Origin of the sequence: Blautia sp. OM06-15AC (assembly GCF_003481425.1) — a bacterium.
Taxonomy (GTDB): domain Bacteria; phylum Bacillota; class Clostridia; order Lachnospirales; family Lachnospiraceae; genus Fusicatenibacter; species Fusicatenibacter saccharivorans.
The window spans coordinates 321,738-336,835 of record NZ_QULD01000001.1; the positions used below are offsets into that span (position 1 = coordinate 321,738).

Below are 15,098 nucleotides of genomic sequence, written 5' to 3' on the forward strand. Positions count from 1 at the left end.
TATGCGAAAAAACTCCTTGACAGAACCCCGTGATAGGTGCTATTCTGAGTGAGAAATAAATCCGATTAAAACTGTCGGAATTGGAAAACGACAGCACAGGAAAAAGGAGAACCAGGAATGAAATTATCGACCAAAGGAAGATATGGTCTGCGTGCCATGATCGATCTGGCGAGTCACGAAGAAGAGGGTGCAGTGTCCATTGCCAGCATTTCAGAACGCCAGAATATCTCAGAGAGCTATCTGGAGCAGCTGGTGCGTCCGCTTCGAAAAGCCGGATTCATTGAGAGTGTGCGGGGGGCAGGCGGTGGATATGTACTTGCAAAACCGGCAGATTCCATTTCGGTAGGAGATGTTCTCCGTGTGCTGGAGGGCGGACTCGAGGCAGTCACGTGCTCGGTCAATGAAGGCCTGGGCGGCTGCGATGCGGCCGATTTCTGCGTCACGCGTTTTGTGTGGCAGAGGATCAATGAGGGAATTACGAACGCTGTGGATTCCATCAGCCTCGGAGAGCTGGTTCAGCAGAGCCGGCAATTAGAGAAAAACAGAAACAGCGATAGAAATGACAAGGAGTGAACAACAATGATTTATCTGGACAATGCGGCAACAACAAAAACAGCCCCGGAAGTTGTCGAGGCTATGCTTCCTTATTTCAGCGAATACTACGGAAATCCATCCAGTATTTATGCAATTGCAGGAAAAAGCAAAGAAGCCATCACCAAAGGAAGAGAGCAGATCGCAAACGTGCTCGGCGCAAAACCGGAGGAAATTTATTTCACAGCCGGCGGCAGCGAGTCCGATAACTGGGCGTTAAAAGCTACCTTTGAAGCATATAAAAATAAAGGAAACCACATCATCACCACAAAAATCGAGCATCATGCGATTCTTCATACCTGTGAGTATCTGGAAAAAGAGCGCGGTGCGAAAATCACCTATATCGGCGTCGATGAGAACGGCGTTGTCAATCTGGATGAACTCGAAGCAGCCATCACACCTGAGACCATTCTGATTTCCGTTATGGCGGCAAACAACGAAATCGGAACGATTCAGCCGATCAAGGAAATCGGAAGAATTGCAAAAGAACACAATATTTTATTTCACACAGATGCCGTACAGGCATTTGGCCAGATCCCGATCAATGTGGATGAGTGCAATATTGATATGCTCAGTTCCAGCGGTCATAAGATTAACGGACCGAAAGGAATCGGCTTCCTTTACATCCGAAAGGGTGTGAAAATCCGCTCCTTCGTACACGGCGGTGCGCAGGAAAGAAAACGCCGTGCCGGAACAGAAAATGTACCGGGCATCGTAGGATATGGAGTTGCGGCAGAGCGTGCGGCAAGAACTATGGCGGAGCGTACCGCAAAAGAAATCGAAGTACGTGATTATCTGATCAACCGTATTTTAACCGAGATTCCGAACTGCCGTCTGAACGGCGATCCGGTAAAACGTCTGCCGAACAACTGCAACATCAGCTTTGAATTCATCGAGGGAGAGTCCCTTCTGATCATGCTGGATATGAAAGGTATCTGCGCATCCAGCGGTTCTGCATGTACTTCCGGATCCCTGGATCCGTCCCATGTACTGCTGGCCATCGGACTGCCGCACGAGAAAGCACACGGTTCCTTACGTCTGACTTTAAGTGAGGAGATCACAAAAGAGGACGTTGATTTTGTTGTAGAGCAGATTAAAGCGATCGTAGACCGTCTGCGCAGCATGTCCCCGCTGTATGAGGATTACATCAAAAAACAGCAGGGTAATTAAGTTTAAAAAAATAAGACAGTCCATCCAGAAAGCCGGTACAGAAAAATTCAGGTAAAAGCTGTGCCGGAGGAGGACTGCTTTGAAATAGTTCAGGAGGAAGAATAACAATGTACAGTGAAAAAGTAATGGATCATTTCCAGCATCCGAGAAATGTAGGAGAAATTGAGAACGCAAGCGGTGTAGGTACCGTTGGAAATGCAAAATGCGGCGATATCATGAGAATGTATCTTGACATCGACGATAACGGCATCATTCAGGACTGCAAATTCAAAACCTTCGGCTGCGGCGCCGCAGTTGCAACCAGCAGTATGGCAACCGAGCTGGTAAAAGGAAAAACCATCCAGGAAGCTCTGGAAGTAACCAACAAAGCTGTTATGGAAGCACTCGACGGACTTCCGCCGGTCAAAGTTCACTGTTCTCTGCTTGCAGAAGAAGCAATTCACGCTGCACTCTGGGATTACGCAGAGAAACACCACATCAAGATCGAAGGTCTTGCAAAACCGAAGTCTGATATCAGCGAGGGCGAGGAAGAGGAAGAATACTAAGTATGGGAAAAAAGAAAGTAGTCGTTGGAATGTCCGGCGGCGTAGATTCCTCGGTGGCAGCGTATCTCCTGAAAAAAGCAGGATACGATGTCATCGGGGTGACCATGCAGATCTGGCAGGATGAGGCCGAGACAGTCCAGGAGGAAAACGGGGGCTGTTGCGGCCTCTCTGCTGTTGATGATGCAAGGCGCGTGGCACAGGTGCTGGACATTCCGTATTATGTCATGAACTTCAAAAAAGAGTTCCGTGAGAACGTCATGGACTATTTCACGAACGAATATCTCTGCGGCAGAACACCGAACCCGTGTATCGCCTGCAACCGCTATGTGAAATGGGAAGCGTTGCTTCAGCGCAGTCTTTCCATTGGAGCGGACTACATTGCGACCGGACATTATGCAAGAATCGAACAGCTTGCCAATGGACGGTATGCGATTGCAAATTCGGTAACAGCGGCAAAAGACCAGACGTATGCACTGTATAATCTGACCCAGGAGCAGCTTTCGCATACGCTGATGCCGGTCGGAGACTACACAAAAGATCAGATTCGTGAGATTGCAGCAAAAATCGGTCTTCCGGTAGCAAAAAAGAAGGATTCCCAGGAAATCTGCTTCGTGCCGGATCAGGATTACGCTTCCTTTATCCAGAACGAGACAGGAATCGTGGCACCGAAAGGCAATTTCGTGAATACAAAGGGTGAAATCCTCGGTACCCATGAGGGGATTACCCATTACACCGTAGGACAGCGCCGCGGACTCGGCCTTCCGATGGGACACCGCGTGTTCGTACTGGAAATCCGTCCGGAGACGAACGAGGTTGTGGTCGGCGAAAATGAAGAGGTTTTCGCAAAAGTAGTAAAAGCAAACAAAGTAAACTATATGGCAATTCCGCCGCTGGAACTTGGAGAAGAGCTCTCCTGCACCGCAAAAATCCGGTACGGGCACAAAGGCTCCCCGTGCGTGATCAAACGGACCGGGGAAGATGAGATTACCTGTACCTTCCCGGACGGCGTGCGTGCTCCGACACCGGGACAGGCTGTTGTCTTCTACGTGGACGGCTGTGTCGGCGGAGGCGGAACGATTACGGAGGCCGAAAGATGAAAATAGCGGACTGTCATATGCACAGTTTCTTTTCAAGTGACAGCGAAGCACCAACAGAAGAGATGGTAAAACGGGCAGTCGAGCTGGGACTTCCGGCAATCTGCCTGACGGATCACTACGATATGGATTACAGTACCGGCGAGTTCCAGCTCGATACACCGGCATATGCGGCAAAAATCCGGGAACTGCAGGAAAAATACCACGACAGAATTGATATCCGATTCGGCGTGGAACTGGGACTGCAGCTCCACTTAAAAGAACGGATGGAAGAGTATGTAAATGCGTGGCCGTTCGACTACGTGATCGGCTCCATGCATGTCATTGACGGAAAAGACCCCTATTATGAGGATGCTTTCCCGGACTGGACAGCAGAAGAGCTGTACCGGGCGTATTTTCGGGCTACAGCAGAAAATATCCGGTTCTTCCACAATTTCCAGACGCTTGGTCATCTGGATTATGTGGTACGCTACTGCAGAGAAAAGGGAAAAGATTACAGCTACCGCGCATTTACGGACGAGATCGATACCATTTTAAAAGAGCTGATTCAGTACGATATCGCGCTGGAAATCAACACCGGCGGCTACAAGGCAGGCCTTGGCGTGCCGAATCCGACGCCGGATGTCATCAGAAGATACCGGGAACTGGGCGGCGAAAAGATCACCTTCGGTGCCGATGCCCACAAACCGGAACATATAGCGTTTCATTTCGCGGACGCGGCAGCTATCGCGCAGGAAGCCGGATTCCGGTACTACGTGCGGTTTAAAGAGAAAAAGCCGGAATATCTGCCGATCCAATAGAAAACACGCAGGAAAAGCCGGAAAAAGCCCCGGAAAGGCTGGATTCCGGCTCTTTCTGTAATAGACGGATCTTTCGAAATTTTGCAGAAATACGGATTGGCATCCGGCTTCTTCACAAATTTTAGAAATAATTTCGTATTTTCTTGAAAATAGAACTTGAATTTTCCGACGAAATTAGGTATTATACAGATAAGGTTGATGTTTCTTTAACAAAGTACAGAGACTCAAAATTAAAATTCACTTTTTAGGAGGAATTGAAAATCATGGCAGTAAAAGTAGCAATCAATGGTTTTGGCCGTATCGGACGTCTTGCATTCAGACAGATGTTTGGAGCAGAAGGTTATGAAGTAGTAGCAATCAACGACTTAACATCCCCGAAGATGTTAGCTCATCTGTTAAAATATGACTCTTCTCAGGGAAAATATGCTCTGGCTGATACCGTAACATCCGATGAAGATTCCATCACAGTAGATGGCAAAAACATCAAAATCTATGCTTTCCCGGATGCTAACAACTGCCCATGGGGAGAGCTTGGCGTAGACGTAGTTCTGGAGTGCTCCGGATTCTACACCTCCAAAGCAAAAGCTCAGGCACACATCAATGCAGGCGCTCGTAAAGTAGTTATCTCCGCTCCGGCTGGTAACGACCTTCCGACCATCGTTTACAATGTAAACCATGAGACCCTGACAGCAGACGATAACATCATCTCCGCTGCATCCTGCACCACAAACTGCCTTGCACCTATGGCAAAAGCTCTGAACGAACTGGCTCCGATCAAATCCGGTATCATGGTTACTATCCATGCTTACACTGGAGATCAGATGACTCTGGACGGACCGCAGAGAAAAGGCGATCTGAGAAGATCCCGTGCAGCTGCAGTTAACATCGTTCCAAACAGCACCGGTGCTGCAAAAGCAATCGGCCTTGTTATTCCGGAACTGAACGGCAAACTGATCGGTTCTGCACAGCGTGTTCCAACCCCAACCGGTTCTACCACAATCCTTACAGCAGTTGTAGAAGGAACTGTAACTGTTGACGAGATCAACGCAAAAATGAAAGCATCTGCAACCGAGTCCTTCGGATACAACACAGATGAAATCGTATCCAGCGACATCGTTGGTATGAGATATGGTTCTCTGTTCGATGCAACTCAGACTATGGTTCTTCCGCTGGACAACGGAACAACAGAGGTACAGGTTGTTTCTTGGTATGATAACGAGAACTCCTACACAAGCCAGATGGTTCGTACCATCAAATACTTCAGCGAGTTAGCATAATTTAACAAACTGAACGGCAAAATTTCAGAGCCCAAAGGGTCCGGTCTGTTAAGGACCGGGCCCTTTTTGCGAATGCGGCGGAAAAATACGGCACAAAAACAGCCCTTTTCCGTGTGCAAAAATTATAAACTGCATTTTTAAATAAGGACCGCGATGCCGCAAAAACAAAGAAACGGCGCGGCAGATGCAGTTGGATATATGGAGGGAAACGCCCATGTTAAACAAAAAAACCGTAGATGATATCAACGTAAAAGGAAAAAGAGTCCTTGTAAGATGTGACTTCAACGTTCCGCTGATCGATGGAAAAATCACAGATGAGAACCGTCTGGTAGCTGCTCTTCCGACGATCAAAAAACTGATCGCTGACGGCGGAAAAGTAATTCTCTGCTCTCATCTTGGAAAACCGAAAGGAGAACCAAAACCAGAGCTTTCTCTTGCACCGGTTGCAGTTCGCCTTTCCGAGCTTCTTGGACAGGAAGTTAAATTTGCAGCAGATCCTGAGGTTGTAGGACCGAACGCAAAAGCAGCTGTTGAGGCTATGAAAGACGGAGATGTAATCCTTCTGGAGAACACCCGTTACCGTGCAGAAGAGACCAAAAACGGTGAGGAGTTCAGCAAAGAACTGGCTTCCCTGTGTGACGTATTCGTAAACGATGCATTCGGAACCGCACACCGTGCTCATTGCTCCAATGTTGGTGTTACCAAATATGTTGACACTGCTGTTGTTGGTTACCTGATGGAGAAAGAGATCGCATTCCTTGGAAATGCTGTCAACAATCCGGAGCGTCCGTTTGTTGCCATCCTTGGTGGATCCAAAGTATCCAGCAAGATTTCTGTTATCGACAACCTGATCGATAAAGTTGATGTCCTGATCATCGGCGGTGGTATGGCTTATACCTTCGCAAAAGCAGCAGGCGGCACCGTTGGTGATTCTCTGCTTGAGATGGATTATCTGGATTATGCAAACAAAATGAAAGAAAAAGCAGCAGCAAAAGGCGTGAAACTGCTTCTTCCGGTAGACAACGTTGTTGCAGATGCATTCTCAAACGACGCAAATACACAGGTTGTTCCGGCCGGACAGATTCCGGATGGCTGGGAAGGTCTGGATATCGGACCGGAAACTGCAAAACTGTTCGCTGATGCTGTTAAAACTGCTAAAACCGTTGTATGGAACGGACCGATGGGATGCTTCGAGATGCCGAATTTTGCAGCAGGAACCAAAGCAGTTGCAGCAGCACTGGCTGAAACAGATGCAGTTACGATCATCGGCGGCGGAGATTCCGCAGCAGCTGTAAACCAGCTTGGATATGGCGATAAGATGACTCATATCTCCACTGGCGGCGGCGCTTCCCTGGAGTTCCTGGAAGGAAAAGAACTGCCGGGCGTTGCAGCAGCAAACGACAAATAAGAATTTATATTCAAAACTAAGGAGATCAAACGATCATGGCAAGAAAGAAAATTATCGCCGGAAACTGGAAAATGAACATGACTCCGAGCGAGGCAGTAGAATTAGTCAATACATTAAAACCACTGGTAGCAAATGACGACGTTGACGTTGTTTTCTGCGTACCGGCCATCGATATCATCCCGGTTGTAGAGGCTGCAAAAGGCTCCAACATCCAGATTGGTGCTGAAAATATGTATTTTGAGGAGAAAGGTGCTTTCACAGGCGAAATCTCCCCGGCTATGCTGACAGACGCTGGCGTGAAATACGTTGTACTTGGCCACTCTGAGAGAAGAGAATACTTCGCAGAGACCAGCGAGACCGTAAACAAAAAAATGCTGAAAGCTTTCGAGCACGGCATCACCCCGATCATGTGCTGCGGAGAAACTCTGGAGCAGAGAGAGCAGGGTGTAACGATGGATTTCATCCGTCAGCAGGTAAAGGTTGGATTCCTGAATGTAACAGCAGATCAGGCAAAAACAGCCGTTATCGCTTACGAGCCAATCTGGGCAATCGGAACCGGCAAAACTGCTACAACAGAGCAGGCTGAGGAAGTTTGCAAAGGCATCCGCGAGTGCATCGCTGAAATCTATGATGATGCAACAGCAGCAGCTATCCGTATCCAGTACGGCGGCTCTGTAAACGCAAAAACTGCACCGGAACTGTTCGCACAGGAGAACATCGACGGCGGCCTGGTAGGCGGAGCATCCCTGAAACCAGATTTCGGAGCTATCGTAAACTACAATAAATAATTGATTTTGTACGAAATCAATCAATAAAACGGGCTAAAACGCCACCAAACACGGTGAATTCGGCAGAAATGCTGAAGGTGAGGTGTTTGGTGGCGTTTTGCTGTTTTTTATGCAACATATAACCCTTGATTTAGCTATAGAGAGTGCCAGTTTGTGCAAAAAGAAATCACTTCGTTTCTGTGTTTTGAAGCGGAGTGATTTTTTGCGCGGATTGAAAAATTCACGTTTTCGTGATATGCTTGTTTTATATCTGTCGACCAGCCGTCCAGAGAGTTTCTGGAAGAAGTAATCAAGGATTATAACAAAATGTTCCATACGAACTACGATACCTCAAGTGATAAATTCCAGAATTATTATAAAGATGTGTCGCTTCGCATGAAGAATAAGGAATTGGACATTCTGATCGTAGTCAATATGTTTCTTACCGGTTTTGATGCGACGACTATGAATACGCTGTGGGTAGATAAAAATCTGAAAATGCACGGACTGATACAGGCGTTTTCCCGTACAAACCGTATTCTGAATTCTATCAAGACCTTTGGAAATATTGTATGTTTCAGAAATCTGCAGAAGCGAGTAGATAGTGCCATTTCCTTGTTTGGGGATAAGAATGCCGGGGGCCTTGTTTTACTGCAGAGCTTTAAGGATTACTATTACGGATATGAATCCGTAGATGGTAAGCCAATGCCAGGGTATGTGGATCTGATGGAGGAATTGAATCATAAGTTTCCGCTGTCAGAACCGCAGATTGTCGGAGAGCAGAACCAGAAGGATTTTATTGCTTTGTTTGGTGCTATTCTTCGTATGAGAAACCTTCTGCTTTCCTTTGACGAATTTAAGGGGAATGAGCTGATTTCTGAGCGCAATTTGCAAGACTACCTTGGACGTTATCAGGATTTGCGTGACGAGTGGAAACGGAAACGCCGGGAAAGTACGGATATTACAGATGATGTGGTGTTTGAAATTGAATTGATCCGGCAGGTAGAAATCAACATTGATTATATTCTGATGCTTGTAAAGAAGTATCATGATACCCGCTGTGAAGATAAGGAAGTGCTGATAACCATCAATAAAGCGATTGATGCCAGCCCGGAGCTGCGCAGCAAGAAACAGCTTATTGAAACCTTTATTGCAGGAATCAATGATGTGGACGATGTTATGGATGAGTGGCATGAATTTGTTGTGGAACAGCGCGATTATGATCTTAATGTAATTATTACGGAAGAAAAATTGAAGCCGAAAGACACACGAAAGTTCATAGAGAATGCGTTTCGGGACGGAGAGATCAAAACAGCGGGAACGGATATAGATAAAATCATGCCGCCAATTTCTCATTTTGGTGGTGGCGGAAGAGCCAAGAAAAAACAGAGAGTCATTGAAAAACTGAAAACGTTTTTTGAAAAATATTTCGGTATCGGTGGTTCGTCTTCCTTTAATGAGCCAGAGCATAAAGCCGTGACATACGATCTGAGCGATCAGGAAACAGTGTTGATGGCGGCAGAATCTGAAGCACCATACGGAAAATAGTCATAAATGAATGGAACCACATTGGAAGCAAAAAGCAAAATAATAGAGTCATCATGGACAAAACTTAATCATGGAGGTGATCGGATGACAATAGAAGAAATCCTTGCTGGAGAATCCAAGAACGTTGAATTCAAAGTACAACGTCCAGACAAGAGCATGAAATATATGAAAACGGTTGTTGCTTTCGCTAACGGAAAAGGTGGGAGGATTATATTTGGTATTGACGATAAAACAAGAGAAGTTGTTGGCATTCCGGAGGATAAAGTTTTTCGGGAGATTGATGCGATTACGAATGCTATTTCTGACAGTTGTGAACCTACAATTATCCCGGATGTTTATTTGCAAAATATAAATGATAAACCTGTAATTGTTGCAGAAATCAGGACGGGACGTCGGAAACCATATTATATTAAGGCAGAGGGGCTGGAGAATGGCGTATATATTCGAGTTTCTGGAACAACACGCCCTGCTGATCGTGATATGTCAAGAGAGTTATATTATGAATGCGATGCCCGCTCTTTTGATTCAATAATCTGCAGAGATATGGAAGTGACCGATGAAGATATTAAAAGTCTCTGTGAACAAATGAAAGAAGTTGCTATTGCCAACTGCAAATCCAATCTTCAGCGATCAGAAGTTAAAGATGTAACGAAAAATATTTTGCTCAGTTGGGGAATTTTGAAAAAAGATGAGAATGAAAAAATCTATCCGACAAATGCGTATATTTATTTAACGGGACAAGGTGGACTCCGTTCCATGATACAGTGCGCTGTGTTTAAGGGAACGACGCGAGCTGTCTTTTTGGATCGACGTAATTATGAAGGACCGCTTTGGAAGCAAGTAGAGGAAGCGGTGCAGTTTGTCCTTAGAAATATTCGTATGGGATGTCGGCTGGAAGGCGTATATCGACAGGATATTTATGAACTGCCGCCGGATAGTATCCGTGAGTTGATCGTTAATGCAGTTATGAATTGCAGTTACATTCAGAATTCTAATATTCAGGTGGCAATTTATGATGATCGCTTGGAGATCACATCTCCTGGTGGACTGCTTCCTGGCGTAACGATTGAGTTGATGAAGGAAGGATTTTCAAAAATCCGAAATCGTTCGCTTGCCAATGCTTTTGCCTATATGAACCTTGTGGAAGCATGGGGAAGTGGTATTCCGAAACTTATGCAGGCTATGCAGGAATACGGATTGCGTGAACCGGAATTTATTGATATGGAAGTAGCTTTCCGCATCAATCTTTATCGCGGCCAGAATGAGGTCATTGAGGTCAAAAATCGAGATCATGACCTCAATCATGGGTCAAATGATCTCAATCGTGAGCCCGATAATCTCAATCATGAGCCTGTTGACCTCGATCGAGATCCCAATGACCCCAATCATGATCCCAAAGATGACCTTGAAATTCAATTGTCAGAAATGATTTATAAAAATCCGAAACTGACTCAGAAAGAATTAGCAAAAGCGCTTGCAGTTTCTACGGCAACGATTAAGCGTATGCTTACAAAAATGCAGCATGAAGGTAAAGTTATCCGTGAGGGGTCTAATCGAAAAGGAAAATGGATATTGACGGATAAAATGAAATAGGATTGATGATTTGATTGGAAAAGGCAAATGAATTTACCGGCTTTTTTAAGAAAATCAGACGAACTTACAGAACAGTTATCAAAGAAACAAGTGATTGCTGTTATGTCGACATATCACAAAAGATATCCTAGACGGAGTGCGTTCATACATGAATTAATAGAATTTGGATATGTGAAATGAACGATTCTGAACTTTTCTTGTGTCCGGGAGCGGCTTTTTCGCACTTGCGGACATCTCCCACATGTGATATGATGGGAACGACAAAAGTGTCGGAAAAACCGCATGATAGAGGGAAAAAACGCGGCAAATCAGACGACGCGAAAGAAAGCATAAAGGAGAATATGATTATGGCAAGAGAAATCATTAATACAGAAAAAGCACCGGCAGCAATCGGACCTTATGTACAGGCAGTCGCAGACAACGGCCTTTTATTTATTTCCGGACAGCTTGGCTTTGATGTAGAGCATGGCAGCGTGATCCCGGAGACTGTAGAAGAGCAGGCAACCCTCTCTTTAAAGAATCTGGACGCAATCATGACAGCAGCAGGAACTGACCGCACGAAAGTGATGAAAACAACCATTTTCCTGACCGATATGAACGATTTTGCCAAGGTAAATGAAGTATACGGTGCTTTCTTTGGCGAGTCCAAACCGGCTCGTTCCTGTGTAGCAGTTGCTGCTCTTCCGAAAGCAGCAAAAGTAGAAATTGAATGCATCGTATCCCTGAAATAAGAGAGAGAGATGAGTATGGCAGAGGAAAGAGTAATTAAAATCGGAATGCTGGGTCTTGGCACCGTCGGTACCGGTGTGTACAAAGTGCTGAAAAGCCAGCAGGAGGAAATGCTTCCGAAGCTGGGAGCGCGTGTGGAGCTGAAAAAAATTCTCGTGCGCAATGTGGAAAAAGCAGCTGCAAAGGTTGATGATCCGTCAATCATTACCATGAACTTTGAGGACATTGCCAATGACCCGGAGATTGAGATTGTTGTTGAGGTTATGGGTGGAAAACAGCCGGCTATGAATTACATTCTTGCCTGCCTGGATGCAGGAAAGAATGTTGTAACGGCAAACAAAGATCTGGTGGCATCCGAGGGCAAAAAAATCCTTGCAACAGCAAAGAGAAACGGAAAAGATTTTCTCTACGAGGCATCCGTGGCAGGAGGAATTCCGATCATCCGTCCGGTGAAACAGTGCCTTGCAGCCAATCATATCACAGAGCTGATGGGTATTTTCAACGGTACCACAAATTTTATTCTGACAAAAATGTCGCAGGAAGGCATGGAGTTTGGTGATGCGCTCCGTCTGGCGCAGGACATGGGCTATGCAGAAGCAGACCCGACCGCAGATGTGGAAGGTCTTGATGCCGGCCGCAAGGTAGCAATCCTGGCTTCGGCAGCGTTCAACTCCAGAGTGACATTTGAAGATGTTTACACCGAAGGCATTACCAAAATCACGGCGACCGATATCGAGTACGCAAAAGAGATGGGATGCACGATCAAGCTGCTCGGCGTGGCAAAAGATACCCCGGAAGGAATCGAAGCCCGCGTTCATCCGATGCTGATCGACAGCAATCATCCGCTTGCGACTGTCAATGATTCCTACAATGCCGTATTCCTGACAGGCGATGCCGTACAGGATACGATGTTTTACGGACGAGGTGCCGGAGAGCTTCCGACTGCGAGTGCCGTTGTAGGCGATATTTTCGATGTTGTGCGCAATATTTTATGGAACTGCTGCGGCAGAATCGGCTGCACATGCTACCGGGAATGCCCGATCAAGCGTGTCGGCGAAATTAAGTCGAAATATTTTGTACGCATGCAGATTGAAAATCGGTATGGAACGCTGGCATCGGTAGCTTCTGTCTTTGGAAACAACAAGGTTTCGATTGCACAGATGCTTCAGAAACGTGTCAATGGAAAATACGCCGAGATCGTCGTCATTACGGACGAGGTCAAAGAGCGCCATTTTGAGGATGCCATGCAGATTTTAGGCGGAATGTCGATGATCCAGGAGATTTCTTCGACAATCCGGGTATACTAACAAAATGTAACAATTCAGAGCCATGCGAAATGGAAGAAAAATCGCGAATCATGCTTGCATGAAGGAGCGCTTTTTCTGGAGTTTCATATGGCGAAAAGCAACATCGAGATGCAGCGTAAGCGGAATCGAGACGGGGCTCTGGATTGTTACCCAAAATTTAAGTAAAGAAGGGAATTCACAATGAGTAAAAAACCAACCGTATTAATGATTCTTGACGGATATGGACTGAATGACAAATGCGAGCATAACGCTGTCTGCGAAGCGAAAACTCCGATTATGGACCAGCTGATGAGCCAGTGCCCGTACGTAAAAGGACAGGCCAGCGGACTTGCTGTAGGTCTTCCGGACGGACAGATGGGTAACTCTGAGGTAGGCCATCTGAACATGGGCGCAGGCCGCGTTGTATATCAGGAGCTGACCAGAATCACGAAAGCAATCCAGGACGGCGATTTCTTCGAGAATGAAGAGCTGGTAAAGGCTGTTGAAAATGCAAAAGCAAATAATTCCGCACTGCACCTGTTCGGACTTCTTTCTGACGGCGGTGTTCACAGCCACATCACCCACGTATTCGGACTTCTGGAGCTGGCAAAACGTAAGGGTCTCGAGAAAGTTTATGTACACTGCTTCCTGGATGGCCGTGACACTCCTCCGGCATCCGGAAAATCCTATGTTGAGCAGCTGCAGGCAAAAATGGATGAGATCGGTGTCGGCGAAATCGGCGTGATCTCCGGCCGTTACTATGCAATGGACCGTGATAACCGCTGGGATCGTGTCGAGCTGGCTTACAAAGCTCTGACAAAAGGGGAAGGCGTAGAAGGAACCGATGCAGCAGAGGCTGTTCAGGCTTCCTATGATGCTGAAAAAACCGATGAGTTCGTTCTGCCGACCGTTCTGAAAAAAGACGGAAAACCGGTTGCAACGATTCAGGATAAAGATTCTGTAATTTTCTTCAACTTCCGCCCGGACCGTGCAAGAGAGCTGACAAGAGCATTCTGTGCAGATGAGTTCACCGGATTTGAGAGAGAAAAACGTCTGGATCTGACCTACGTATGCTTCACGGAATACGATGAGACTATCCCGAACAAATCCGTTGCATTCAAAAAAGAAGAGATCACCAACACCTTCGGTGAGTATCTGGCAGCACATAACATGACTCAGGCACGTATTGCTGAGACCGAGAAATATGCACATGTAACCTTCTTCTTCAATGGCGGCGTTGAGGAGCCAAATAAAGGTGAGGATAGAATCCTTGTAAAATCCCCGAAGGTTGCTACTTATGACCTGAAGCCGGAGATGAGTGCTTACGAAGTATGCGACAAGCTGACGGATGCTATTCGTTCCCAGAAATATGATGTTATCATCATCAACTTTGCAAATCCGGATATGGTTGGCCATACCGGTGTTGAGAGCGCAGCAATCCAGGCAGTTGAGGCTGTTGATGAGTGCGTAGGCAAGGCAGTTGATGCATTAAAAGAGGTTGACGGACAGATGTTCATCTGTGCGGACCACGGAAATGCAGAGCAGCTTGTAGACTATGAGACCGGCGAGCCATACACCGCTCATACTACCAATCCGGTTCCGTTCATTCTGGTTAATGCAGACCCATCCTACACGTTAAGAGAGGGCGGATGCCTGGCAGACATCGCACCGACCCTGATCGAGCTGATGGGAATGGAGCAGCCAAAAGAAATGACAGGAAAATCCCTGCTGATTAAGAAATAAAGAGAAATCGTGAAAATGTCCCTGCCGGATTCGTTTTGAAACGGGTTCGGCAGGGATATTTTATTATAATAATCTGAAAATAAAAATAATTACGCAATAAGAGACAGAATAAAAATAAAAAACAGATAAAAAATCAAAATAAAGTGTTGACAAACGGTGAGAAAACTGATATAGTAAAGTCAACAAAAGAAAACGGAAGAAAAAAACAGAAAGAGAGGACGGACCACCGAGAACATAACGAATTACCCCATAAACTAAGAAAGCGAAGGTATGGACCCAAGAAAACGTAACGAAGTACCCCAAAGCGAAACAAAAGAACAAAAAAAGAAAGGATTCAGTCCAATGCACAGTTCTAACTTATGAAAGCCATCCGAAAATGGAAAAATCGGATGGCTTTCATATTGCGTTTTTTTATGTTTGAAAAGAATAAGGACTGGAAAAAAGAGGTTTCGACAGAGAGAGCAACATATTTTTCCCATAGCACGGTCATACTGTGAACGCAGAGAAGAAACTTGGTTACTGTTCACTTTGCAGCAAAACAGGAGGG

13 protein-coding genes are annotated in these 15,098 nt (G+C 46.0%); all 13 read left to right on the forward strand.

The genetic code is table 11. The features are described 5' to 3' along the window. Positions 1-117: 117 nt before the first annotated feature. Positions 118-573, forward strand: coding sequence for an RrF2 family transcriptional regulator (locus DXB83_RS01665; RefSeq protein ID WP_022463329.1), 456 nt, complete (start codon positions 118-120; stop codon positions 571-573). Positions 574-579: 6 nt separating this feature from the next. Then, positions 580-1,761 carry a cysteine desulfurase NifS gene (nifS, locus tag DXB83_RS01670; protein ID WP_118697202.1) on the forward strand — a complete coding sequence of 394 codons (1,182 nt, stop codon included), beginning with the start codon at positions 580-582 and terminating at the stop codon, positions 1,759-1,761. A gap of 107 nt (positions 1,762-1,868) precedes the next feature. Then, a complete protein-coding gene (nifU, locus tag DXB83_RS01675; RefSeq protein WP_022463327.1) occupies positions 1,869-2,306 on the forward strand; it encodes a Fe-S cluster assembly scaffold protein NifU in 438 nt (145 codons plus the stop codon). A 2-nt stretch (positions 2,307-2,308) separates the two neighbouring features. Further along, a complete protein-coding gene (mnmA, locus tag DXB83_RS01680) occupies positions 2,309-3,403 on the forward strand; it encodes a tRNA 2-thiouridine(34) synthase MnmA (protein ID WP_055218213.1) in 1,095 nt (364 codons plus the stop codon). Continuing rightward, on the forward strand, positions 3,400-4,200 hold the full coding sequence (locus tag DXB83_RS01685) for a histidinol-phosphatase HisJ family protein (protein ID WP_117800863.1): 801 nt from the start codon (positions 3,400-3,402) through the stop codon (positions 4,198-4,200). The genes mnmA and DXB83_RS01685 overlap by 4 nt, the downstream gene beginning before the upstream one ends. A gap of 263 nt (positions 4,201-4,463) precedes the next feature. Further along, positions 4,464-5,477 carry a type I glyceraldehyde-3-phosphate dehydrogenase gene (gap, locus tag DXB83_RS01690; protein ID WP_022463324.1) on the forward strand — a complete coding sequence of 338 codons (1,014 nt, stop codon included), beginning with the start codon at positions 4,464-4,466 and terminating at the stop codon, positions 5,475-5,477. Between the two features lie 214 nt (positions 5,478-5,691). Further along, the gene (locus DXB83_RS01695) at positions 5,692-6,885 is read left to right on the forward strand and encodes a phosphoglycerate kinase (protein WP_022463323.1); all 1,194 of its coding nucleotides are present in this window, start codon (positions 5,692-5,694) and stop codon (positions 6,883-6,885) included. Between the two features lie 35 nt (positions 6,886-6,920). After that, positions 6,921-7,673: a triose-phosphate isomerase gene (gene tpiA, locus DXB83_RS01700; RefSeq protein ID WP_022463322.1), complete on the forward strand. Its 753-nt coding sequence runs from the start codon at positions 6,921-6,923 to the stop codon at positions 7,671-7,673. 246 nt (positions 7,674-7,919) lie between these two features. Beyond that, the gene (locus tag DXB83_RS01705; protein ID WP_442857931.1) at positions 7,920-9,200 is read left to right on the forward strand and encodes a type I restriction endonuclease subunit R, EcoR124 family; all 1,281 of its coding nucleotides are present in this window, start codon (positions 7,920-7,922) and stop codon (positions 9,198-9,200) included. Between the two features lie 84 nt (positions 9,201-9,284). After that, on the forward strand, positions 9,285-10,793 hold the full coding sequence (locus DXB83_RS01710) for an ATP-binding protein (protein ID WP_118697203.1): 1,509 nt from the start codon (positions 9,285-9,287) through the stop codon (positions 10,791-10,793). 347 nt (positions 10,794-11,140) lie between these two features. Further along, complete coding sequence (locus DXB83_RS01715) at positions 11,141-11,524, forward strand: RidA family protein (protein ID WP_055218381.1); 384 nt, start codon at positions 11,141-11,143, stop codon at positions 11,522-11,524. 15 nt (positions 11,525-11,539) lie between these two features. Then, positions 11,540-12,829, forward strand: coding sequence for a homoserine dehydrogenase (locus DXB83_RS01720; RefSeq protein WP_118697204.1), 1,290 nt, complete (start codon positions 11,540-11,542; stop codon positions 12,827-12,829). Positions 12,830-13,009: 180 nt separating this feature from the next. Then, on the forward strand, positions 13,010-14,551 hold the full coding sequence (gpmI, locus tag DXB83_RS01725) for a 2,3-bisphosphoglycerate-independent phosphoglycerate mutase (RefSeq protein ID WP_022463319.1): 1,542 nt from the start codon (positions 13,010-13,012) through the stop codon (positions 14,549-14,551). The last annotated feature ends 547 nt before the right edge of the window (positions 14,552-15,098 follow it).

Excerpts from the sequence above, each read along its gene's own strand:
- mnmA (WP_055218213.1), top strand. The coding sequence starts at position 2,309 with ATGGGAAAAAAGAAAGTAGTCGTTGGAATGTCCGGCGGCGTAGATTCC.
- nifU (WP_022463327.1), top strand. The coding sequence starts at position 1,869 with ATGTACAGTGAAAAAGTAATGGATCATTTCCAGCATCCGAGAAATGTA.
- DXB83_RS01720 (WP_118697204.1), top strand. The coding sequence starts at position 11,540 with ATGGCAGAGGAAAGAGTAATTAAAATCGGAATGCTGGGTCTTGGCACC.
- gpmI (WP_022463319.1), top strand. The coding sequence starts at position 13,010 with ATGAGTAAAAAACCAACCGTATTAATGATTCTTGACGGATATGGACTG.
- DXB83_RS01710 (WP_118697203.1), top strand. The coding sequence starts at position 9,285 with ATGACAATAGAAGAAATCCTTGCTGGAGAATCCAAGAACGTTGAATTC.
- gap (WP_022463324.1), top strand. The coding sequence starts at position 4,464 with ATGGCAGTAAAAGTAGCAATCAATGGTTTTGGCCGTATCGGACGTCTT.
- DXB83_RS01685 (WP_117800863.1), top strand. The coding sequence starts at position 3,400 with ATGAAAATAGCGGACTGTCATATGCACAGTTTCTTTTCAAGTGACAGC.
- DXB83_RS01695 (WP_022463323.1), top strand. The coding sequence starts at position 5,692 with ATGTTAAACAAAAAAACCGTAGATGATATCAACGTAAAAGGAAAAAGA.
- nifS (WP_118697202.1), top strand. The coding sequence starts at position 580 with ATGATTTATCTGGACAATGCGGCAACAACAAAAACAGCCCCGGAAGTT.
- DXB83_RS01665 (WP_022463329.1), top strand. The coding sequence starts at position 118 with ATGAAATTATCGACCAAAGGAAGATATGGTCTGCGTGCCATGATCGAT.
- DXB83_RS01715 (WP_055218381.1), top strand. The coding sequence starts at position 11,141 with ATGGCAAGAGAAATCATTAATACAGAAAAAGCACCGGCAGCAATCGGA.
- tpiA (WP_022463322.1), top strand. The coding sequence starts at position 6,921 with ATGGCAAGAAAGAAAATTATCGCCGGAAACTGGAAAATGAACATGACT.